A 21,751-nucleotide genomic window follows, 5' to 3' on the forward strand; every position below is an offset into this window, starting at 1 on the left:
TCGACACAGGACCGACGAAGGAGCAACTCATGGCACAGGAGCGAATCCGTCCGCAGCACGGCGGTGGCGGCGACGAGGGCCCGGAGGAGGACGACTTCGGCCAGGTCTCGGCGGATGCCGCTGCCCGTGACGAGGAGGTCGACTCGGTGCTCGACGAGATCGACGGCGTCCTGGAGTCCAATGCCGAGGAGTTCGTCAAGGGCTTCGTGCAGAAGGGCGGCCAGTGAGGGACCCGTCCGCGGCGGGACGCCTGCCGGAGGCCTTCCTCACGGCCGGGGGCGCCTCGTTCACCGAGTTCGTCGGGCGGCACGCGCCGGCGCTGCTGCCGGACGGGCGCGCGCTGCCCGCGGAGCGGGTCGAGACCACCCACGGCACGACCATCGTCTCGCTCGTGTGGTCCGGCGGCCTGCTCATGGCGGGGGACCGGCGGGCGACGATGGGCAGCCTCATCGCCAACCGTGACATGCAGAAGGTCTTCGCCGCCGACGAGTCCTCGCTCGTGGGGATCGCCGGGGCGGCGGGGGTCGCCGTCGAGATGGTGCGCCTCTTCCAGGTGGAGCTGGAGCACTACGAGAAGATCGAGGGCGTGGACATGTCCGTCCAGGGCCGGGCGAACCGGCTCGCGACGATGCTCCGCGCCAACCTCGGCCTCGCGATGCAGGGACTGGGCGTCGTGCCGGTCTTCGGCGGCTTCGACAGGGCGCGCGGGGCCGGGCGGATCTTCTCCTACGACGTCACCGGTGGCTGCTACGAGGAGCACCAGCACCACAGCGTGGGCTCCGGCTCGCTCTTCGCCCGTGGCGCGCTGAAGAAGCTGTGGCGGGCGGACATGAGCGAGGACGAGGCCGTGCGCTGCGGCCTCGAGGCGCTCTACGACGCCGCCGACGACGACTCGGCGACCGGTGGTCCGGACGTGCACCGCCGGATCTGGCCGATGGTCGGCCTCGTGGACCGGGACGGCTACCGGTTCCTGGCGGACGAGCGCACCGAGACCGTCGTCCGGGCGATCCTCGCCGACCGCAGCGACGATCCCGGAGGTGCCCGGTGACCCAACCCCCCTTCTACGTCTCGCCCGAGCAGGTGATGAAGGACCGGGCGGACTTCGCCCGGGCCGGCATCGCCCGCGGTCGCTCGGTGGTCGTCCTCGGCCACGAGGAGGGTGTCCTGTTCGTCGCGGACAACCCGAGCAGCCGGTCGCTGAACAAGGTCAGCGAGATCTACGACCGGATCGGTTTCGCCGCGGTCGGCAAGTACAACGAGTTCGAGAACCTCCGGGTCGCCGGCATCCGGTACGCCGACCTGCGCGGCTACTCCTACGACCGCACCGACGTGACCGCCCGCGCCCTGGCCAATGCCTACGCCCAGACCCTGGGGACCGTCTTCACCCAGGACCAGAAGCCCTACGAGGTCGAGATCGTCGTCGCCGAGGTGGGCGCCACCGCGGAGACCGACCGGATCCTGCGCCTGACCTACGACGGGTCCGTGGCCGACGAGTTCGGCTTCGTGGCCATCGGTGGGGACAGCGAGCGCCTCAACGCCATGCTCCGCGAAGGGTGGCGCACCGGGATGGGCCTGCGGGAGGCCTACGACCTCGCCGTGCAGGTGCTCTCCGTCCGGGGCGAAGGGGACGACGCTCCCGTGAGCAGGATCCCGGCGGAGAACCTGGAGGTCGCCGTGCTCGACCGCACCCGCGAACGGCGGTGCTTCCGGCGCGTCAGTGGCGCGAGCATCACCGGGTCGTCCCCGAGCACTGGCTAGCCTGCAGACGTGGAACGACGGATCTTCGGCATCGAGACGGAGTTCGGCATCACCGCCGTCTCCGAGGGGCACCGACGGCTCACGCCGGACGAGGTCGCCCGCTACCTCTTCCGCAAGGTGGTCGCCTGGGGCCGCTCGAGCAATGTCTTCCTCGCCAACGGCTCCCGCTTGTACCTCGACGTGGGCAGCCACCCGGAGTACGCCACGGCGGAGTGCGACGACCTGGCGACCCTCATCGCCCACGACCGCGCGGGGGAGCTGATCATCCAGGACCTCGTCGACGACGCGCAACGACGCCTCGCCGAGGACGGGGTGGGCGGCGAGATCTACGTCTTCAAGAACAACGTCGACTCGGCCGGCAACTCCTACGGCTGCCACGAGAACTTCCTCGTCGAGCGCACCGGTGACTTCGCGTCGGTCACCGAGGGGCTGCTGCCCTTCCTCATCACCCGCCAGCTGATCGCCGGGACGGGCAAGCTGATGTCGAGCAGCCGGGGCACGCAGTTCTCGGTGAGCCAGCGGGCGGACCACATCTGGGAGGGCATCTCCTCGGCCACCACCCGGTCCCGGCCCATCATCAACACCCGCGACGAGCCGCACGCCGACGCCGAGAAGTACCGCCGGATGCACGTCATCGTCGGCGACTCGACGATGACCGAGACGACGACGCTGCTGAAGGTCGGCTCCGCCCACCTCGTGCTGCGGATGCTCGAGGACGGCGTGGCGATGCCGGACCTGGCCCTGGACAACCCGATCCGGGCGATCCGCGACATCAGCCTGGACATGACCGGCACGACCCCGGTCCGCCTCGCCGACGGGCGACGGATGAGCGGCCTGGAGATCCAGGAGGAGTACTTCGAGCGCACCCGCGCGTATGCCGAGCGGGAGGGCATCGAGGACGACGTGAGCCGCCGGGTGCTCGACCTCTGGGGTCGCACGCTGCAGGCGGTGCGCACCCAGGACCTCGCCGCGGTCGGGACCGAGATCGACTGGGTCATCAAGTACCGGCTGCTCGACGCCTACGCCGCCCGGCACGGTCTCGACATCGGCGACCCGCGGCTGGCCCAGCTGGACCTCGCCTACCACGACATCAACCCGGGCCGCGGGGTGCACAACGTGCTGCAGCGCGCCGGCAAGGTCGCTCGCGTCGTCACCGACGATGACATCGCGGAGGCGGTCGACGTGCCGCCCCAGACCACCCGCGCGAAGCTGCGGGGCGACTTCGTGCGGGTCGCCCGGGAGCACTCCCGCGACGTCACCGTCGACTGGGTGCACCTGAAGATCAACGACGAGGCCCAGCGCACGGTCCTGTGCAAGGACCCCTTCGTCGCCGTGGACGCCCGCGTGGAGCGGCTCATCGAGTCCATGGAGCAGGGGCGCGGCGCCGGGCACGTGTGACCCGGGCCGACCCTGCGGCGAATGTCGCACAGCCGTGGTGGTTAGGGTGAGCACTGCCCGACCCCCACGCCCCGAAGGTCCACCCTGTGTCGATGCCCCGAGCTCGCCTGACCACCGCCGTCGCCGCGGCCACCGCAACCCTGATGCTGCTCTCCGCGTGCGGCTCCGACGACGGGGACTCCTCCTCGGGCAAGACGAAGGACACGCCCAAGTCGGGACCGACGACGCTGGCCGAGCCGAAGCAGAAGGACCTCGACGCGCTCGAGAGCATCAAGGTGACCCCGCCGAAGGGCGACACGGGTCCCAAGGTGTCGGTCAAGGACCCGGTCACGGTCTCCCAGACCACCCTCGACGTGCTCAAGAAGGGTTCGGGCGAGAAGCTCGGCATCGGCGACTTCGCCAAGGTCGACGTCGCGATGTTCAAGGGCAACGGCAAGCCGCTGAAGCGCTCCAGCACCTATGGCGAGGGCGCGACCTACCTCCCCCTGACCGAGCAGCCCCAGGGCCTGGCCGGCCTGATCAAGGTGATGAACGGCCGCACGATCGGCACCCGGGGCGTGGCGGTCCTCCCGCCCGAGGACGTCTTCGGGCCCAAGGGCAACAAGCAGTTCGGCATCAACGGCAAGGACAACCTCATCGTCGTCTTCGACGTGCGGGGCGTGCTGCCGAAGGCGGCCGACGGCAAGGACGTGGCGCCGAAGAAGGGCATGCCGCAGGTGAAGTGGTCGGCGAAGAAGCCCGCCGAGATCACCATCCCCAAGGACGCGAAGAAGCCGAAGAAGCTGCAGGTCGAGCACCTGAAGAAGGGTGACGGCCCGACGATCGAGAAGGGCGACATGGCCTACGTCCACTACACCGGGGTGACGTGGGACGACGGCAAGGTCTTCGACTCCTCCAAGAAGGGGGACAGGGGCAGCCCCTTCACCTTCCCCGTCGGTCAGGGGTCGGTGATCCCCGCCTGGGACAAGGCGCTCCAGGGCGCGAAGGTCGGGGACCGACTCCTCGTCGTCGCCCCGCCGAAGGAGGCCTACGGTGACCAGGCGCAGGGCCCGATCAAGGCGAACTCGACCCTCGTCTTCACCGTCGACGTCCTCGGCAAGGCCTGAGCACAGCAGACAGAGCACCACTCCCACCACAGGAAGGACCACCGACCATGCCCTTCGACCCCGACACCACCAAGCCCGAGGTCGACTTCCCCGGCGACGCACCGCCGTCGGAGCTCGTCGTCGAGGACATCACCGTCGGTGACGGCGCCGAGGTCACGCCGGGCTCGCCCATCCAGGCGCACTACGTCGGCGTCGCCCACTCCACCGGCGAGGAGTTCGACGCCTCGTGGAACCGGGGCCAGCCCCTGGCCTTCACCGCTGGCATCGGCCAGGTGATCCAGGGCTGGGACCAGGGCCTCATCGGGATGAAGGAGGGCGGGCGCCGCCGCATCACCATCCCGCCGCACCTGGGCTACGGCGACCGTGGCGCCGGCGACGTCATCCAGCCGGGCGAGACGCTCATCTTCGTCGTCGATCTCGTCAAGGCCGGCTGAGTCGACCCCCGTCGGCAGGAGACTAGCCTGCCCCTGACGAAGGGAGCGGCCGTGGCGGCACCGAACACCCCGCAGGCGAAGACCGAGCGCCTGCTCAACCTGACGATGGCGCTGCTCGCTGCGCGGATCCCCGTCCCCAAGCAGCGCATCCGCCGGATGGTCGAGGCCTACCGGGCGGTCGGGTCCGACGAGGCCTTCGACCGGATGTTCGAGCGGGACAAGGAGGACCTGCGGGCCATGGGCATCCCGCTGGTCACCGAGGAGATCAGCGCGCTCGACGAGGAGCTGGGATACCGCATCGACCAGCGGGACTACGCGCTGCCGCCGGTCGAGCTGGCCGCGGACGAGTTGGCGGTCGTGGGCCTGGCCAGCCGGGCCTGGGCGCACGCCGCGATGGGTGGTCCCGCCGCCACCGCGTGGCGCAAGGTGGTGGCCGGTGAGGACGGGAGCGAGGCCCCCTTCGCGGGTCTGGAGCTGCGCCTGGGAGGTGGCGAACCCGCCTTCGACGATCTCAAGGACGCCGTCATCGCTGCTGCGACGGTGCGTTTCGACTACGCCCGGCCCGGGGAGGGCGGCAGCCACGCCCGCCACGTCGAGCCCTGGGCGCTCACGGCCTGGCGCGGCCGCTGGTACCTCGTCGGGCATGACCTGGACCGAGCGGACGCGCGCGTCTTCCGCCTCTCGCGGGTCGCCTCCACGGTGAGGGTCACCGGCGAGACCCCGACCGTGCAGCGCCCTGCTGACCTGGACCCCACGCGGATGATCGCCAGCAGTGCCACCGGGGAGCAGGTGGTGGACCGCTCCGTGCTGCGCGTGCGCGTCGGCACCGGGCACGGCCTGCGACGGCGCGCCACGGGGACCAGCTCGCTCGACGAGCAGTGGGACCGTCTCGAGCTCCACGACGGCGACGTGGAGATGCTCGCCCAGGAGATCGCCGGCTACGGCGCCGATGTCGTCGTGGCGGAGCCCGCCGAGCTGCGCGAGGCCGTCGTGGACCGGCTGCGCTCGGCGCGCGCAACACACCAGGGAGGACGCTGATGGCACGGCCACCCGTGGAGTCCGCGACCAGCCGCGTGCAGCGGCTGCTCACCATGGTCCCGTGGCTCGTGAGCCGGCAGGGGATCGAGATCGAGGAGGCGGCTGCCGGGTTGGGCATCTCGCAGACCCAGCTGCGGGCCGACCTGGACCTGCTCTTCCTCTGCGGTGCGGGCCCGATGCCGGACGAGCTCATCGAGGCCAGCTACGAGGGCGGCCGCGTCTTCGTCGAGAACGCCGAGACCATCGAACGCCCGCTGCGCCTGACCGTCGACGAGGCCATCGCGCTCATCGTCGGGCTGCGCTCCCTCGCCGCCACCGGCGCGGGGGAGACCGACGCCGTCGAACGGGCCCTCGGCAAGCTCGAGGCCGCCACCGGGGCGGTGCCGGGGGCCGATCGGGTGCTCGTCGCGCCAGAGGAGTCGGCGAGGGACGGCGCGGTCCTGGCCACGCTGCGGGAGGCCCTGACCGGGCGGCGCCGGGTGCACCTGGGCTACCACGTACCGAGCCGCGACGAACGCACCGAGCGCGACGTCGACCCGATGCGCCTCGCCCACGTCGAGGGCCACTGGTACCTCGAGGGCTGGTGCCACCGGGCCCGCGACGTGCGCCTCTTCCGCGTGGACCGCATCGAGGCCGCGCGACTGCTCGAGGAGCCCGCCGAGCCACCGGAGGGAGTGACCGCGCGCGACCTCAGCGCGGGCGCCTACCAGGCCGGGGCCGGCGACGTCCCGGTGCTGCTGCGGCTGGGTCCTGCAGCGCACTGGGTCGCCGAGTACTACCCGGTCACCCACCGGGAGACGAAGGGGGAGGACCTCCTCGTCACCCTGCCGACGAGTCACGAGGGCCTGGTGCGCCGGTTGGTGCTCGGTCTCGGGGGCGCGGCCGAGGTGCTGGAGCCGCAGGGGTTGCGGGAGTCGGTCGCCCGGCACGCCGCCGGAGCGCTGGCCGGGTACACCCGCTGAACTGGTGTCCGGGGCCGAGGGGGCGGCCGTACACTGGAGGGGCCCGCACCGAAGAAAGGTCCATCATGCCCAATCTGGGACCCATGGAGATCCTCCTGATCGTCCTGGTCATCCTGCTGCTCTTCGGCTTCAAGAAGCTGCCGGACGCCGCCCGCAGCATCGGCAAGTCCGCTCGCGTCTTCAAGGCCGAGGTGAGTGAGATGAAGGAGGAGGACCGGGCACGCGAGTCCGCCAAGAAGGGCGAGAGCGCCCCGAGCACCGACTCCGAGTCGACCACGACGGATGAGGCGGACTCGAGCACGGAGAACCAGTCCGGCCCGAGCGCCTGAGCGACTCCACCGCCACACGACCGAATGGCCCGACGCCACCGCACGCCCAAGAACCCCGAGGGGCGGATGCCCCTCAAGGAGCATCTCCTCGAGTTCCGCAACCGCCTCATGCTCTCGGCGGCGGCGATCGTCACCGGGGCGATCGTGGCGTGGACCTTCTACGCCCCGATCTACGACCAGCTGACGCTGCCCTTCGAGGAGTACCGGGAGTCCAACCCGGACAGCGCGGCCGCGCTGCTGAACTTCGGCAACGCGACGACCGCCTTCACCACGCAGCTGTCGATCTCGCTCTTCGTCGGCGTGATCATCTCCAGTCCCGTCTGGGTCTGGCAGATCTGGGCCTTCCTGCTGCCGGGGCTGACCAAGCGGGAGAAGAAGATCTCGGCGGGGGTCTTCCTCACCGCCCTGCCCCTCTTCCTCACCGGCTGCGTCTTCGCCTACTACACCCTGCCGAAGGCACTGGTCATCCTCTTCGGGTTCACCCCCGACGACGACAAGTCGGCCAACATCCAGCAGGCAGGGGACTACTTCTCCTTCGTCATCCGGTTCATCCTCGCCTTCGGCGCGGCGTGGCTGCTGCCGGTCTTCCTCGTGGGCCTCAGCGCGGTCGGGGTCCTCTCCGGGCGCACCCTGCTGAAGTCCTGGCGGGTCGCCGTGCTGCTGATCTTCGTGGCCTCGGCGATCATCACACCGACGCCGGACCCCTTCACGATGTTCCTCATGGCCGGTCCGCTGTGCGTGCTCTACTTCGGCGCCGTCGGCGCCTGCCTGCTCATGGACCGGCGGCGGATCGCGCGTGGGGAGGAACCCGACTGGTCCGACCTGCCCGATGACGAGGCCTCACCCATGACCTGATGGGTAGTCGGGCCGGCCTGACATAGCGTGGGGGCATGTCCAGCCCCGCCGAGCGATACGCCGCCGCACGTCGGCGGCAGGCCCGAGGGCGCAGCGAGTTCACCTCCTTCGCGTCCGGGTTCGACTTCGACCTCGACCGCTTCCAGGCGGACGCCTGCGAGGCCGTCGAGTCCGGGTACGGGGTGCTCGTCGCCGCCCCCACCGGCGCCGGCAAGACCGTCGTCGGCGAGTTCGCCGTCCATCTCGCGCTCGCCCGGGGACGCAAGGCCTTCTACACCACGCCGATCAAGGCGCTGAGCAACCAGAAGTACCACGAGCTCGTCGCGCGGCACGGCCAGGAGTCCGTCGGGCTGCTCACCGGCGACACCTCGATCAACGGTGAGGCACCCGTGGTCGTGATGACCACCGAGGTGCTGCGCAACATGATCTACGCCGGGTCCAGCACCCTCGACGAGCTCTCCTTCGTCGTGATGGACGAGGTGCACTACCTCGCCGACCGCTTCCGTGGCGCCGTGTGGGAGGAGGTCATCATCCACCTCCCACGCGCCGTGCAGGTCATCGCCCTCTCCGCGACGGTCAGCAATGCCGAGGAGTTCGGCGAATGGCTCTCGCAGGTGCGCGGTGGCACGGAGGTCGTGGTCTCCGAGGAGCGGCCGGTCCCGCTGTGGCAGCACATGATGGTCGGACGGGACATGTACGACCTCTTCGTCGACGAGGCAGGTGGCGCCGACGACCCGGCCCGGGTCAACCCGGAGCTGCTCGACGCGATCCGGGCCCGGGTGCGCGAGACCGGGGAGGGCTTCGAGCGGGGTGGCCGCGGCGGCCGGGATCGACGACGCGGCCGGGAGCGCCACCGGGGCCGGGGCGGCCAGCGCGGGGGAGGGCGCTTCGGCGGCGCGGCCTCGCGCACCGAGGTGATCCGCGAGCTGGACCGCGACGGACTGCTGCCGGCGATCACCTTCATCTTCAGTCGCACCGGCTGCGAGGGCGCGGTGACCCAGCTGCTGCGGAACGACGTGCGGCTCGTCTCCGACCGGGAGGGCGAGCGCAACCGCCGCCACGTCGAGGACGCCGTCGCCGTGCTCGAGGGCGAGGACCTCGACGTGCTCGGGTACCACGCCTTCGTCGAGGGGATCTCCCGCGGCTTCGCCGCCCACCACGCCGGGATGCTGCCGCTCTTCCGCGAGCTCGTCGAGGAGCTCTTCACCGACGGCCGGATCAAGGCGGTCTTCGCCACCGAGACCCTGGCACTCGGGATCAACATGCCCGCGCGCACCGTCGCGATCGAGCGGCTCGTGAAGTTCAACGGCGAGGCGCACGTCGACATCACCCCGGCGCAGTACACCCAGCTGACGGGGCGGGCCGGCAGGCGTGGCATCGACGTCGAGGGGCACGCGGTCGTGGTGTGGAGCCGCGGCATGGACCCGGTCTCGGTCGCGGGCCTGGCCTCGACGCGCACCTATCCGCTGCGCTCGAGCTTCCGGCCGACGTACAACATGGCGGTCAACCTCGTGGCCCAGGTCGGGCGGCAGACGGCCAAGGAGATCCTCGAGACCTCCTTCGCCCAGTTCCAGGCCGACCGGGCCGTCGTCGGCATCGCGAGCAGGGTGCGTGAGCAGCAGGAGTCCCTCGATGCCTACGCCGAGGCCATGCACTGCGACCGGGGGGACTTCCGGGAGTACGCGACCATCCGCCGCCGGATCAGCGACCTCGAGAAGGAGGGCGCCAAGCGGCGCTCGGCCAACCGGCGCGCGCAGATCGCGGTCTCGCTGGAGGAGCTGCGGGTCGGTGACATCGTGCGCATCGGTGGACGCCGTTCGGGCCTGGCCCTGGTCATCGCCCCGCCGCGCTCCTACAAGGGGGAGTCCACCGCCCCGAGCGTCCTCACCGAGCACAAGCAGGTGCGCCGGCTCACGGCCGCGGACCTCGACGGGCCGGTCACCCCCTTCGGCCGTCTGGCGGTGCCCAAGGGGTTCAACCCGAAGTCGACCAAGCAGCGTGCCGACCTCGCCGCCACGCTCCGGATCAAGGCGCCCCACGAGGACGCACCGAGCGTGACCCGGCACGCCAGGGAGAGCGCGAAGGGGGAGGACGGCCGGATCGAGGCCCTCCGCCGGGAGCTGAAGGCCCATCCCTGCCACGACTGCCCCGACCGGGAGCAGCACGCCCGGTGGGCGCAGCGGTGGTGGAAGCTGAAGCGCGAGACGAGTGCGCTGCAGCGAAAGGTGGAGAACCGCACGACCTCGGTCGCGCACACCTTCGACCGGATCTGCGTCGTGCTCGCCGGCCTCGGGTACCTCGATGCCGAGGGTGAGAACGTCACCGAGCTCGGCTCCCGGTTGCGCCGCCTCTACACCGAGAAGGACCTGCTCGCCGCGGAGTGCCTGCGGGGCGGTGCCTGGGACCGGCTGGACCCCGCCGGGCTGGCCGCGGTCGTCTCCATGCTCGTGCACGAGCCGCGGCACGAGGAGGACGCCTTCCCGCGGATGCCGACCGAGGAGGTCGCCGACGCCTGGCAGGACATGGTCCGTCGCTGGAGCGAGCTGGAGGACCTGGAGAGCGAGCACGCCCTGATGCGGACCGGTGAACCCGATGCCGGCATCGCCTTGGCGGTCCACCGGTGGGCGGGTGGCCGGCGGCTCGATGAGGTGCTCTCCGGCTCGGACCTCACGGCCGGGGACTTCGTGCGCCGCTGCAAGCAGATCGTGGACCTGCTCGACCAGATCGGCGACGCGGCACCGCAGCCGCACCTGCGTGGCGTGGCCCGCAAGGCGGTCGACAAGGTGATGCGGGGCGTCGTCGCGGCCGATCGGCTGGACTGACCCCCTTCGCCCCGGGCCGGGTGATCAGCCGTCGAGGGCGGCGGCCACCCGGTTGAAGGGGCCGGTCAGGCCGTGCTCCACGGCGAGCCGGCTCATCGCGGCCGGATCCACGATGCCCGCGGGCAGGTGCGGGTCGATGTCACCGATCGGCACGTCGTGGGCCACCCGGACGACGAGCGGCGCGACGTCCAGGTAGTCGGAGGCCTCCTCGAGCCGGGTGCGCCGCGCGCCCTTGATGCGCGGATCGCCGGCGGCGAGGGCCTCACGGACCCCGGCGAGCGAGCCGTGCTCGTGGATGAGGGCGGCGGCGGTCTTCTCCCCGATGCCCTTCACCCCGGGCAGCCCGTCGCTCGCATCGCCGCGGAGCGCGGCCATGTCCACGTACGCGTCGCCGGTGGGCACCGCGTACTTCTCCCGGAGGACCGCCTGCGTGATGACGTCGGGGTCCCGTACGCCGCCACGGGCGGTGTAGAGCACCCGGGTCGCCGCGTCGTCGTCGACGAGCTGGAAGAGGTCCCGGTCACCGGTGACGACGTCGACCGGCATCCGGCCCCGGTTGCGCACCGCCAGTGTCCCGATGACGTCATCGGCCTCGTAGCCGGGCGCGCCCACACGCGTGATGCCGATGGCGTCGAGCGCGTCCATGATGACCGGGACCTGCGGGGAGAGCTCGTCGGGCACGGCCTCGCCGTCCTCCGGGTCCTCGGCGACCCGGTGTGCCTTGTACGTCGGGATCGCGTCCACCCGCCACTGCGGCCGCCAGTCCTCGTCCCAGCACGCGACGAGGTGCGTGGGGCGGTAGCGGGTGACGAGCGTCGCGATCATGTCGAGGAAGCCGGCCACGGCATTCGTCGGCAGCCCGGAGGGTCCCCCTTCGCGCGGGGGCACCCCGTAGAAGGCACGGAAGTACAACGATGCGGAGTCGAGAAGGAGAAGGCGCTCGCTCGGGGTGGTCGGCATGAGCACGACCCTACGGGTGTCACATAGTGTTGGCGCATGGAAGCGGCGGACCTACGCATCATCGACCTCCTCCGGGAGGACGGACGCATCAGCTACACGGACCTGGGGAAGGCCGTGGGGCTGTCCACGTCCGCCGTCCACCAGCGGGTGCGGCGGCTGGAGGAGCGCGGCATCATCACCTCCTACACCGCGCAGGTGGATCCCGCCGCCCTGGGGACGCCGCTCACCGCCTTCGTCTCGGTGACGCCGCTGGATCCCCGGGACCCCGACGACATCCCCGACCGGCTGCGCGGCATCGCCCAGATCGACGCCTGCTACTCGGTGGCCGGCGACTCCAACTACCTGCTGCGCGTGCGTGTGGGTACCCCGCAGGACCTGGAGGAGCTGCTCTCCAGGGTTCGCTCCCAGGGAGGGGTCTCCACGAGGACCACCATCGTGCTGACGACGCCGTGGGAGTGAGGTACTCCTCTCCCGCCGTCCGGCTGCCGATCGCCCTCGTCGGCGGACTGCTGCTGTGGCTCTCCTTCCCCGACCACGACATCGAGATCGCCGCGGTCGGGGGCGTCGCACTGATCGGTCTGGCCCTCTGGGACGTGCGCGCCCGCGTGGGCGCCCTCATCGGTCTCGTCGCCGGGCTCGCCTGCTTCCTGCCGACGCTGAGCTGGTCCGGCATCTTCGTCGGCAAGGTGCCGTGGTTCGCCCTGGCCATCACCGAGTCGCTCTACGTGGCGGTCATGGCGGCCGTGCTGGCCTGGGTGCAGGCGCCGCTGATCCGGCGTGGCCACCGGCTGCCCGCGGCGCTGCTCATCCCCGTCATGTGGGTGCTGCAGGAGTACGTGCGCGGCTCCTGGCCCTACGGCGGCTTCCCTTGGGCCCGGCTCGCCTTCAGCCAGTCGGACTCGCCCCTGGCCCGATGGGCCGCGATCGGCGGAGCACCACTGGTCACCTTCGTGGTCGCCCTGCTCGCCGTGCCGATCGTCCTGCTCGTGCTGACCCGCCGGCCGCCGGTGGTGGCGTTGGCACTGGCGGTCGCCGCCGCACTCGGGTCGATCATGGTGCCCGTGCCGACCGGCGGGGAGTCCACCGCCCGCATCGGGATGGTGCAGGGCAACGTGCCGCGGGCGGGCCTGGACTTCAACGCCCAGCGGCGCCAGGTGCTCGACAACCACGTCAAGGGCACCCTCGAGCTGGCGAAGGGCGAGTCGGACCCGGACCTGGTCATCTGGCCGGAGAACGCCTCGGACATCGACCCGATCCGCAACCCCGATGCCGCCGCGCAGGTCCAGCGGGCGGTCCGGGCGGTGGACGCGCCGCTCATCGTGGGCGCGATCCTCAACGAGCCGCTGCCCGAGGTCTCCAACGCCTCACTGCTCTACCGGCCCGGGGGAGGGCCTCCGGAGCGCTACGTCAAGCAGCACCCCGTACCCTTCGCCGAGTACGTCCCGCACCGGGACTTCTACCGCCTCTTCAGCTCGAAGGTCGACCTCGTCCGGGCCGGCTTCGCGAAGGGGGACCACCCGGTGGCCTTCGAGGTGCAGGGCAAGGAGGGCCGCTTCACCGCGATCCCCACGATCTGCTTCGAGGTCGCCTACGACGGGCTGATGCGCGATGCGGTGCGCCACGCCGAGGAGCAGGGCGACCCGAGCCTGCTCGTGGTGCAGACGAACAACGCCACCTTCGGGTACTCCGCCGAGTCCACCCAGCAGTACGCGATCTCCCGGGTGCGGGCCATCGAGCACGGCCGCTCGGTCGCGCACGTCTCGACGGTGGGGGTCTCCGGTTTCATCAACCCCGACGGGACGACGACCCCGACCACCGAGCTCTTCACCGCCGCACAGCCGGTCGACGACGTGGTGCTGCGCTCCGGACTGACGGTCTCGGACCGGCTCGGGCCGTGGGTGGAGTGGACCTCCGGCGGGCTGCTGCTGCTCGCGGTGGGGTGGCGACTGCTGCGCCGACCGACGGGTAGGCTCGAGGGACACCCCGAGTCGTCCCGGAACGAGGAAGCCACCACCGGTGCCTGAGACAGCATCCCCGCGCCGCCCCGTGATCGAACGGGTCGTCGTGCTCATCCCGACCTACAACGAGCGGGAGAACCTGCCCGGCCTGATCCAGCGGGTGCGGGCGGCCACCCCTGCCGTGGACGTGCTCGTCCTCGACGACAACTCCCCGGACGGGACCGGGAAGGTCGCCGACGAGCTGGCCGCCGCGGACCGGCAGCTGCACGTCATGCACCGCGAGCGCAAGGAGGGCCTGGGCGCCGCCTACATCGCCGGCTTCCGGTGGGCGCTCGAGCGCGGTTACGACGCCATGGTCGAGATGGACGCCGACGGGTCCCACCGCCCCGAGCACCTGCCGGCGCTGCTCGTCGCCGCCGACGAGGCCGACCTGGTCATCGGCTCGCGGTACGTCCGTGGCGGGTCGGTCGTGAACTGGCCGGCGGACCGCAAGGCGATCAGCCTGCTCGGCAACCTCTACATCAAGGCCCTGCTCGGCATGCCGGTGCGGGATGCGACCGCCGGCTACCGCGTCTACCGGGCGGAGACGCTGCGGACCATCGGGCTGGACGACGTGGAATCGACCGGCTACTGCTTCCAGACGGACCTGACCCGGCGCACCGTCCGGGCCGGCCTGACCGTGGTCGAGGTACCGATCGCCTTCATCGAGCGGGAGATCGGGGACTCGAAGATGGACGGTGACGTCGTGCGTGAGTCGATGCGGCGGATCACCCGGTGGGGGATCGCCCACCGGCGCGACCAGGTCCTGGGCCTCCTGGACCGCGAGCCCACCTGGCACCGGCTGTGACCGCGCTGCCCGGGCAGAGCCCTCGCCGCCGCCGACCGTGGCGACGTTCGCTCATCGCGCTGCTCGTCGTGCTCGTGCCGATCATCGAGCTGGTGGTGCTCGTTTGGCTCGCCAAGTACATCGGCGTGCTGCTCGCCGTGCTCGGCGTGGTCGCCTTCTGCGTCGTCGGAGGATGGCTCATCCGCCGCGAGGGCATGCGGACCTGGCGAGCGCTCGGGGAGGCGCTGCGGGAGGGCCGGGTGCCGAACCGGGAGATCGCGGACGCCGCGCTCGTGCTCATCGGCGGGGCACTGATGCTCTTCCCCGGCTACGTCACCGGTGTCATCGGGCTGCTGCTCGCGCTGCCCTTCACCCGGCCGTTGGCCCTGATGGGCCTCGAGGTGGTGGTCGCCCGTCGCCTCATCGTGGCCGGCGTGGGCGGTGAGGTCCGGGTGCGCCGCGAGGAGCGGCGTCGCCCCGGCGGTGACGACGACGTCGTCGAGGGCGAGATCGTCGAGGACGACTAGGACCCACGGACACGCGCGAAGGGGGCCCACCGGCGGTGGGCCCCCTTCGTCAGGTCTGCTTCTTCAGGCGCTGCGCTTGCTCGGCTTCTCGCCGCGCTTGGCTCGCAGCAGCTCCAGCCGCTCCTCGAGCAGCTCCTCGAGCTCCGGGATCGAGCGGCGCTCGAGCAGCATGTCCCAGTGGGTGCGCACGTGCTTGGCCGGCTTCATGTCCGGCTCCGGCCCGTCGACGAGCTTGCCGAGCTTGCCGCAGCGGCACTCCCAGGTGCCGGGGATGTCGGCCTCGACGGAGAAGGGCAGTTCCGTCTTGTGACCGTTCTCACAGAGGTAGGTGGTCATCTGCCGGTCACTGAGCACGACATTGTCCGTGGTCTCCATGCTGAAGCTGACCATGCGCGTACCGCGCAGCGTGCGCTCTGCCATTGTGCAAGTCTCCCTGGTGTCTCTCGGGTGTTCGGCCCCTGACCGCCGCCCACACAGGACACAACGCCACGCAGGCGGTCGATGTTCCGTGCGTGGGCGTCATTGCCGTGCGGGTGGGCGCCGGGACCGACGGTGGTCCCCCTGGCTGATCGGCGTGGTGCCGATCAGGGCCCGACCCCACAGGTTAGCGAATTCCGTCCGGATACGCACACCGGACGGTGACGCCGGAGACCCCGACCGCCGGGTAACCTCCCGGTGTGAGCGCTTCTCCACCAACAGTGACGGGGTCGACCAGCGCCCTTCGTGCCGAGCAGGACGGGGGGCGCGCTCGAGTGCTCGGCTGGGCCATGTGGGACTGGGGGGCCCAGCCCTTCAACACGGTCATCACGACCTTCGTCTTCTCGGTGTACCTGACGAGCGAGAGCTTCGGTGACACGAACACCACGTCGACCGCGCTGGCCGTGGCAACCGCCCTGGCCGGCCTGCTCGTGGCGGTGCTCGCTCCGGTGCTCGGGCAGAACTCGGACCGCTCCGGGCGCACCGTGCGCAACCTGCGGGTCCAGACCTGGCTCCTGGCGCTGCTGTCGGCGTCGCTCTTCTTCGTCGCGCCCGACCCCTCCTACCTCGTGCTCGGGCTCGTCCTGCTCGGCGCCGGCTCGATCGTCTCCGAGATCGCCGGCGTGAACTACAACGCCTCGATCGAGCAGGTCGCGAGCCCGAAGAACGTCGGCCGGGTCTCCGGCTTCGGGTGGGGGATGGGCTACCTCGGCGGCATCCTCGTGCTCCTGGTCATCTACTTCGCCTTCATCCAGCCGGAGGTCGGTCTCTTCGGCGTCGGGGACGGTGACGCCCTGGACATCCGCGTCTCGATGCTCGTGTGCGGGCTGTGGATCCTCCTCTTCACCATCCCGGCCTTCGTGGTGCTGAAGGACCAGCCGCAGGAGCGCGCCCCGCGCGTCGGCGTGGCCGACTCCTACCGGCTGCTCTGGCAGTCGCTGAAGGGGTTGTGGGGGGAGTCCCGGCACACGGTGTACTTCCTCATGGCCTCGGCACTCTTCCGTGACGGCCTCGCAGGCGTCTTCGCGTTCGGCGCGGTGCTCGCAGCCGGCACCTTCGACATGTCGGCCGGCGACGTCATCGTCTTCGGTGCCGCGGCCAACATCCTCGCCGGCGTGAGCACGATGGCCTTCGGCCTGCTGGACGACCGCCTGGGCCCGAAGCAGGTCATCGTCATCTCCCTCGTGACCCTCGTCGTCCTGGGGATGGGGGTCTTCCTGCTGCACGACGGCGGACCCATGGTCTTCTGGACCCTCGGCCTGGCGATGACCGCCTTCGTCGGGCCGGCGCAGGCGGCGTCGCGCAGCTTCCTCGCCCGGGTCATCCCGGAGGGGCACAGCGGGGAGATCTTCGGCCTCTACGCGACGACGGGTCGCGTCGTCTCCTTCATCTCGCCGGCCGCCTTCGCCGCGGCGATCTGGCTCGGTGCCCGGATGACGGGGCAGGAAAACACCCAGTACTGGGGCATCCTCGGCATCGCGCTGGTCCTCGTGGCCGGACTCGCCGTGCTCCTGCCCGTGCGCGCGCCCGAGGAGCGGCCCATCGGGCAGTCGTGACGGGGCGGGGTCGGTGCGCCGCGTGGCCCGCGCTCATCCCGAGGCGCGGGACGCCCCCTTCGTGCCGGTGGTCTTCTTCGCCGTGCCGCTCGAGCTCTTCCTGGCCGTCGTTCCGGCCGCCTTCCTGGTCGTGGCGGACCTGGCGGGTGCCCGCTTGCGCGTGCGCAGGCGCACCTGCCGGGAGGAGCCCTCGGAGCGGGTCTCGAGGTAGGGCTGCTCCTCGACGAGCGTCGAGAGCTTCTGGTGACCGAAGGTGCGCGGGTCGAAGTCCGCGTGGGCCCGGCTCAGGTGCTGGCCCACGGTGCCCAGCGTGCTCCACCCGTCGTCCCCGGAGGTGGCGTTGATCGCCTTCGTCAGCGCCGACTCGAGGTTGATGCCCGGCTGCGGCTCCTGCTCGTCCGTCTCCGGGTCGGGCTCCTCGTCCCGGTCGCGGGCCTGCTCCTGGAGGAGCTCGAGGTAGATGAACTGGTCGACCGCCCGGCGCAACGACTCCGGGGTCTTGCGCATCCCGAGGCCGTAGACCCGCTTGCCGGACTCGCGCAGCCTGGTCGCCAGCCGGGTGAAGTCGGAGTCGGAGGAGATGAGCGCGAAGGCCTCGACGTTGTCCTGCCAGAGCAGGTCCATGGCGTCGATGATCAGCGCCGAGTCGGTGGAGTTCTTCCCCACGGTGTAGGCGAACTGCTGCACCGGCTGGATGGCGTTGCGTTGCAGCTCGGCCTTCCACCCGCCCAGCTGGGTGGTCGTCCAGTCGCCGTAGGCCCGCTTGACCGTGGGGGTGCCGTACTTGGCCAGCTCCTCCAGGACGGCGGTGGCGTGCTTGCTCGAGACGTTGTCGCAGTCGATGAGCACGGCGATGCGGATGGAGGTGCTGGGATCGGCGTCCATGGACGCAACCTACTGCCCGAGGCGGCCCCCGTGCTGGAGGTACCGCCGCACCACACCGGCCACGTGCACCGGCTCCGGCCCGGACACGCTCAGTCTCCCCGGGGGCGGCGGCGCTGGGCCTTGAGCCGGGAGCGGTGCTCCTTGGCCGCCCGTCGACGACGCCTGGAGCCACGGGTGGGGCGCGTGGGGCGCCGCCTCGGTGGTGGGGGAGCGAGGGCGTCGCGCAGCAGGTCCGCAATCCGCTCGCGTGCCGCCCGACGGTTGCGCTGCTGCGATCGGTGCTCCGAGGCGTCGACGGTGAGCACGGTGCCGACGAGGCGAGCCCCGAGGCGGGTGAGCGCCCGCTCCCGCTGCTCCTCGGTCAGGGCACTCGTGCCACCCAGGTCGAGCGAGAGCTGGACCCGGGAGTCCGTGGTGTTCACGCCCTGACCACCCGGTCCGCCCGAACGCGCGAAGCGCTCGGTCAGCTCACTCGCCGGGATGAGCAGGCCCTGCGGCACTCCCGGCCCCGGAGGGACACGAAGATCGGCCATGCGCCCCATCATCCCTCCTGCGGCGGGAGGTGCGGTCAGTCCCCTTCGGGGGGACGGACGGTGAGCGAAGGGGGAGTGCGCAGCGTCTGGGCGATGACGCAGTAGCGCTCGGTCATCTCGAGCAGCCTGGCGGTCGTCCTCTCGTCGGCGTCGGAGTCCAGGTCGATCTCGAGGACGACGTCGGTCAACCCGACCGGCGCCTCCCGGTCGGTGCCGAGCGTGCCGCGGGCGTCCCAGGTGCCCGTCGCGCGGACCTCGCCCGAGCGCACGGTCACCCCCATGGCCGTGGCCACGGAGCGCAGGGTCACGCCGGCACACGCGGCGACGGCCTCGAGGAGGATGTCCGCGGAGCAGGCCTCGCTGCCGTCGCCACCGGCGACGGGGTGCAGGCCCGCACGCACCTGACCGCCGGTGCCGTCGACGACGGCCGCGATGCCGTCCTCGGCGAGGCGCGCGGTGGCGCTGCTCGTGACGAGGGCCGTGGCGGGGTCCTCCTTGTACCTGTCCTTCAGCGGCTTCTGCACGGCGCGCAGCTGCTCGGCCGTGGGCAATCCGGAGACGGTCTCGGTCATGGTGCTCAGGCTCCTTGGCGAGGGGTCTTCGGGACGTGGCGGTAGCCCCCGTCGTGGTGCACGAGCGGGCTGAGGTCGGCGCCGACCGTCTCCTCCACCCGGGCGACGGCGATGTAGCTGTCGCCGGCCTCGACGAGGTCGACGACCTCGGTGCTCAGGCGCGTGACGACGTCGTGGAGCTCGGGGAGCCCGTCGTCCCCATAGGACCAGGTCCCGTCGTCGACGAAGCGGAGCGAGCGGTCCTTGGCGAATCGCGTTGCCAGAGCGGACTGCTCATCGGAGAGCAGGTGCAGTGCTGCCCGGCGGCTGCGGCTGATCGTCGCCAGCGAGCTGGAGGTCCTGGAGATGTTGAAGGTGACGAGGGGCGGCTCGACGGACACCGACACGATCGAGATCGCGGTGAATCCGACGGGTCCACCGTCGGTGGAACGGCCGGTGACGACCCAGGCGCTCGATGCCGCCCGGCGGAAGGCTGCGCGCAGGTCGACCGGCGCGCTGGTCAGAAGGGTCATGGGTTCTCCAGACAAGGGATCGGTTCGGGGGATGCTCGGGTTCCGGTGCGTCAGCTGCGTTGACAGGCGGTGACGCCTCGACGCATGTGGTCGATGACGCGGCGGGTGATGAGCACCTTCATGCGAACCTCCATCGGTCCTGGCGTGAGCACCTGCCCCCGGAGGGTGGTTGCTGCGGCGTCGTCGAGCCAGATCTCTCGGCCGCTCTTGATGGACGACCTCAGTAGATGCCTTGCGCGGCGTCTTGGTCAAGCCGCGTCCGCAGCGTGGGCAGCGTTGTCCACATCCAGCGGCCGTGGACGGTGCCGGTCCACAGGGAGCTGCATGGGGCTGCGAACACCGCTGCGGCGCAGTCAGGCTGGTGGAAACAGGCAGTGGGGAAGGGGAGTGGCATGGAGGTCAACGACGTGCAACTGACGGGCCGGGTCAGTGGCGACCCGAGCGAGCGTGAGCTGCCCAGCGGTGATGCGCTGGTGACGCTGCGCCTCGTGGTGGCCCGCGGGGGAGGGCGCCCGGTCGACACCATCGAGTGCGCGTGCTGGTCGGCATCCGCGAGGAGGGCGGCTGCCCGGTTCGCCGACGGTGACCGGGCCCGGGTCGAAGGGAGCCTCCGCCGGCGCTTCTTCCGGACGCCCGGTGGTCCGGCGAGCCGCTACGAGGTGGAGGTGCGTCGGCTGGTGCGGGACCGGCGGTGAGCGCCTGCGTCAGGCTTCGGCGAGCAGCCAGGCGATGGTCTGGTTGTACGGGGTCGGGATCCCGTGGCGGCGCCCGAGCTCGACCACGCGGCCGGCGAAGAGGGCGACCTCGGTGGCCCGGCCGGCGAGGACGTCCTGGAGCATCGAGGTGTGGCCCTCACCGGGGAGTCCGCCGAGGACCGTGTCCCACCGCTCCCGGTCGGCGTCGCCCAAGGGGACCCCCTCGGGAGCCGACACCGCGATGACCTCCTCGCGCAGGGCGAGCATGAGCGAACGCGCAGGACCGTCGACGGTGAAGGCGGCGTAGGGCTTGCGCATGACGGCGGAGGCCTGGTTGATGCAGGTGTTGACCATGAACTTCCACCACATCTCGTGCTCCATGTCCGCGGGGGAGCTCCACGCGAGGCCGGCACGGTCCAGGGCCGTCTGGACGCGGTGGAGGCGCTCCGGGGCCGCCAGGTGCGCCGCCGTCCCGATGACGAGCTCACCGGGGGAGCTGTAGGTGATCTCCGAACCCTCCCGCCCGGCGGCCATGCCGAGGGCGATGCACAGCAGCACCCGGTTCGGGTCGAACCGCTCACCGATCGTCGTCTCGCTGTCCAGACCGTTGAGCACCGAGAGGAAGGTGGTCCCGGGACCGACGAAGGGGGCGACGTCCTCCAGCGCACCGGCGAGGTCGTGGTGCTTGACCGCCACGACCACGAGGTCGACGGGATGGGCCTCGTCACGATCCGGGTCGAGCACGGGGGCCCGCAGGGGAGTGCCGCCCACGGTCAGGCCGGTGTCGCGCAGCCGATCGGCGCGTTCGCCGGAGGCGACGAGGGAGGTCTGCAGGCCCCCTTCGACGAAGTGCTGGGCGTACATGGCGCCCATGGCTCCCGCGCCGAGGATCGCAACAGTGGTGATCGGGGAGTCAGCCATGGCGCCAACCTAGCTGCGTTCACGCCGGTGCCGGGGGAGCGGCCCCGTGGGTGGAACGATCCCGAGCTCTCACGTGCCCGCCTGTTCGCGGAGGTGGTCCAGGAGGTCCTCCATCGGCCCCGGCGCCCGGTGCGGGTCGAGCGCCTCCGTCAGGGCACGCGCGTAGCGCGCCTTCCGGCCGGCCTGCGAGGTGAGGAAGCGACGGACCACGGCCTCGCGCGTCCACCCGCGCTGGGCCGGCATGCCGGCCAGCAGGCGAAGGGAGCGGCCCTCACCCTCCGCGTCGATCACCGCCTCGACGCCGTCCACGCCGACTGCACGGACCAGCTCGTCCTCGAGGTCGAGCACGCAGCCGAAGAAGCCCAGCTCCCGCAGGCCCGCTCGCTCGACCGGCAGTCCCGCCTGGTGAAGCCCTTCCCGGACGATCCCGACAGCGGGGGAGTCGTACAGGCCGCAGAGGTGGTGGCCCGCGCCCCTCGGCCCGAGGCTGACCGCGACTGCGCGGATGTTGGTGATGCCGCCCAGGGCCACGACGTCCACGTCGTCGAGCGCCTCGCCGCGGCGGTGGGCGAGCGTGGTCAGGGCGACGCGGTCGCTGACTCCCTCGACGAGCACGGTCCTGGGCAC

At 71.3% G+C, this 21,751-nt stretch carries 25 protein-coding genes and 1 riboswitch; of the genes, 17 read left to right on the top strand and 8 right to left on the bottom strand.

The features are described from left to right. The first annotated feature begins 29 nt into the window (after positions 1-29). From JCO01S_RS03800 to JCO01S_RS03850, 11 genes are all read left to right on the top strand, one after another. The gene (locus JCO01S_RS03800) at positions 30-227 is read left to right on the top strand and encodes a ubiquitin-like protein Pup (protein WP_068250945.1); all 198 of its coding nucleotides are present in this window, start codon (positions 30-32) and stop codon (positions 225-227) included. Then, positions 224-1,048 carry a proteasome subunit beta gene (gene prcB, locus JCO01S_RS03805; protein ID WP_068250947.1) on the top strand — a complete coding sequence of 275 codons (825 nt, stop codon included), beginning with the start codon at positions 224-226 and terminating at the stop codon, positions 1,046-1,048. Before JCO01S_RS03800 ends, prcB begins: the two co-directional genes overlap by 4 nt. Continuing rightward, positions 1,045-1,758, top strand: a complete 714-nt coding sequence (gene prcA / locus JCO01S_RS03810; protein ID WP_084342599.1) for a proteasome subunit alpha — start codon at positions 1,045-1,047, stop codon at positions 1,756-1,758. The genes prcB and prcA overlap by 4 nt, the downstream gene beginning before the upstream one ends. 9 nt (positions 1,759-1,767) lie before the next feature. Next, complete coding sequence (pafA, locus tag JCO01S_RS03815; RefSeq protein ID WP_068250949.1) at positions 1,768-3,156, top strand: Pup--protein ligase; 1,389 nt, start codon at positions 1,768-1,770, stop codon at positions 3,154-3,156. Between the two features lie 92 nt (positions 3,157-3,248). Then, positions 3,249-4,262 carry an FKBP-type peptidyl-prolyl cis-trans isomerase gene (locus tag JCO01S_RS03820; protein ID WP_157074465.1) on the top strand — a complete coding sequence of 338 codons (1,014 nt, stop codon included), beginning with the start codon at positions 3,249-3,251 and terminating at the stop codon, positions 4,260-4,262. Positions 4,263-4,309: 47 nt separating this feature from the next. Then, the gene (locus JCO01S_RS03825) at positions 4,310-4,696 is read left to right on the top strand and encodes an FKBP-type peptidyl-prolyl cis-trans isomerase (protein WP_068250955.1); all 387 of its coding nucleotides are present in this window, start codon (positions 4,310-4,312) and stop codon (positions 4,694-4,696) included. Positions 4,697-4,747: 51 nt separating this feature from the next. Further along, positions 4,748-5,734: a helix-turn-helix transcriptional regulator gene (locus JCO01S_RS03830; protein WP_068250958.1), complete on the top strand. Its 987-nt coding sequence runs from the start codon at positions 4,748-4,750 to the stop codon at positions 5,732-5,734. Further along, positions 5,734-6,696: a helix-turn-helix transcriptional regulator gene (locus tag JCO01S_RS03835; RefSeq protein ID WP_068250961.1), complete on the top strand. Its 963-nt coding sequence runs from the start codon at positions 5,734-5,736 to the stop codon at positions 6,694-6,696. Before JCO01S_RS03830 ends, JCO01S_RS03835 begins: the two co-directional genes overlap by 1 nt. 65 nt (positions 6,697-6,761) lie before the next feature. Then, positions 6,762-7,025, top strand: coding sequence for a Sec-independent protein translocase subunit TatA (gene tatA / locus JCO01S_RS03840; RefSeq protein WP_068250965.1), 264 nt, complete (start codon positions 6,762-6,764; stop codon positions 7,023-7,025). Between the two features lie 66 nt (positions 7,026-7,091). Then, the gene (tatC, locus tag JCO01S_RS03845) at positions 7,092-7,880 is read left to right on the top strand and encodes a twin-arginine translocase subunit TatC (protein WP_068251050.1); all 789 of its coding nucleotides are present in this window, start codon (positions 7,092-7,094) and stop codon (positions 7,878-7,880) included. Between the two features lie 35 nt (positions 7,881-7,915). Continuing rightward, positions 7,916-10,702, top strand: a complete 2,787-nt coding sequence (locus tag JCO01S_RS03850) for a DEAD/DEAH box helicase (protein ID WP_068250967.1) — start codon at positions 7,916-7,918, stop codon at positions 10,700-10,702. Positions 10,703-10,726: 24 nt separating this feature from the next. Here the strand turns inward: JCO01S_RS03850 and JCO01S_RS03855 are convergent, their stop codons facing one another. Beyond that, positions 10,727-11,662, bottom strand: coding sequence for a 5'-3' exonuclease (locus JCO01S_RS03855; RefSeq protein WP_068250970.1), 936 nt, complete (start codon positions 11,660-11,662; stop codon positions 10,727-10,729). 36 nt (positions 11,663-11,698) lie between these two features. Between JCO01S_RS03855 and JCO01S_RS03860 the strand changes: the two genes are divergently transcribed. From JCO01S_RS03860 to JCO01S_RS03875, 4 genes are read left to right on the top strand one after another with little or no spacing between them, the layout of a single operon-like run. After that, entirely contained in the window at positions 11,699-12,121 is a 423-nt protein-coding gene (locus tag JCO01S_RS03860) for an Lrp/AsnC family transcriptional regulator (protein ID WP_068250973.1), read from the top strand. Next, positions 12,118-13,686 (top strand): apolipoprotein N-acyltransferase, encoded by a 1,569-nt coding sequence (gene lnt / locus JCO01S_RS03865; RefSeq protein WP_068250977.1) that lies wholly within the window; start codon positions 12,118-12,120, stop codon positions 13,684-13,686. The genes JCO01S_RS03860 and lnt overlap by 4 nt, the downstream gene beginning before the upstream one ends. Continuing rightward, positions 13,679-14,467, top strand: coding sequence for a polyprenol monophosphomannose synthase (locus tag JCO01S_RS03870; protein WP_068250979.1), 789 nt, complete (start codon positions 13,679-13,681; stop codon positions 14,465-14,467). Before lnt ends, JCO01S_RS03870 begins: the two co-directional genes overlap by 8 nt. Continuing rightward, a complete protein-coding gene (locus JCO01S_RS03875) occupies positions 14,464-14,973 on the top strand; it encodes an FxsA family protein (RefSeq protein WP_068250982.1) in 510 nt (169 codons plus the stop codon). The genes JCO01S_RS03870 and JCO01S_RS03875 overlap by 4 nt, the downstream gene beginning before the upstream one ends. Positions 14,974-15,036: 63 nt before the next feature. Here the strand turns inward: JCO01S_RS03875 and JCO01S_RS03880 are convergent, their stop codons facing one another. Further along, positions 15,037-15,393 (bottom strand): RNA polymerase-binding protein RbpA, encoded by a 357-nt coding sequence (locus tag JCO01S_RS03880; RefSeq protein ID WP_068250984.1) that lies wholly within the window; start codon positions 15,391-15,393, stop codon positions 15,037-15,039. Between the two features lie 257 nt (positions 15,394-15,650). Between JCO01S_RS03880 and JCO01S_RS03885 the strand changes: the two genes are divergently transcribed. Then, entirely contained in the window at positions 15,651-17,006 is a 1,356-nt protein-coding gene (locus JCO01S_RS03885) for an MFS transporter (protein WP_068250987.1), read from the top strand. A gap of 33 nt (positions 17,007-17,039) precedes the next feature. Here the strand turns inward: JCO01S_RS03885 and JCO01S_RS03890 are convergent, their stop codons facing one another. From JCO01S_RS03890 to JCO01S_RS03905, 4 genes are all read right to left on the bottom strand, one after another. After that, positions 17,040-17,891, bottom strand: coding sequence for an NYN domain-containing protein (locus JCO01S_RS03890; protein ID WP_068250990.1), 852 nt, complete (start codon positions 17,889-17,891; stop codon positions 17,040-17,042). Positions 17,892-17,980: 89 nt separating this feature from the next. Next, entirely contained in the window at positions 17,981-18,424 is a 444-nt protein-coding gene (arfB, locus tag JCO01S_RS03895) for an alternative ribosome rescue aminoacyl-tRNA hydrolase ArfB (RefSeq protein WP_068251053.1), read from the bottom strand. Between the two features lie 35 nt (positions 18,425-18,459). Next, positions 18,460-18,996: an OsmC family protein gene (locus JCO01S_RS03900; protein WP_068250993.1), complete on the bottom strand. Its 537-nt coding sequence runs from the start codon at positions 18,994-18,996 to the stop codon at positions 18,460-18,462. 5 nt (positions 18,997-19,001) lie between these two features. Then, the gene (locus JCO01S_RS03905; protein ID WP_068250996.1) at positions 19,002-19,508 is read right to left on the bottom strand and encodes a flavin reductase family protein; all 507 of its coding nucleotides are present in this window, start codon (positions 19,506-19,508) and stop codon (positions 19,002-19,004) included. Between the two features lie 127 nt (positions 19,509-19,635). Next, positions 19,636-19,725, bottom strand: a riboswitch (SAM riboswitch). Between the two features lie 175 nt (positions 19,726-19,900). Between JCO01S_RS03905 and JCO01S_RS03910 the strand changes: the two genes are divergently transcribed. Continuing rightward, a complete protein-coding gene (locus JCO01S_RS03910) occupies positions 19,901-20,203 on the top strand; it encodes a single-stranded DNA-binding protein (protein WP_068250999.1) in 303 nt (100 codons plus the stop codon). A gap of 9 nt (positions 20,204-20,212) precedes the next feature. Here JCO01S_RS03910 and JCO01S_RS03915 read toward each other — a convergent pair whose 3' ends face one another. Together JCO01S_RS03915 and JCO01S_RS03920 are read right to left on the bottom strand one after the other, a co-directional pair. Next, entirely contained in the window at positions 20,213-21,124 is a 912-nt protein-coding gene (locus tag JCO01S_RS03915) for a ketopantoate reductase family protein (RefSeq protein WP_068251002.1), read from the bottom strand. 69 nt (positions 21,125-21,193) lie between these two features. Next, positions 21,194-21,751 carry a toprim domain-containing protein gene (locus tag JCO01S_RS03920; protein ID WP_068251006.1) on the bottom strand — a complete coding sequence of 186 codons (558 nt, stop codon included), beginning with the start codon at positions 21,749-21,751 and terminating at the stop codon, positions 21,194-21,196.

It is taken from the genome of Janibacter corallicola NBRC 107790, assembly GCF_001570965.1.
Lineage (GTDB): Bacteria > Actinomycetota > Actinomycetes > Actinomycetales > Dermatophilaceae > Janibacter > Janibacter corallicola.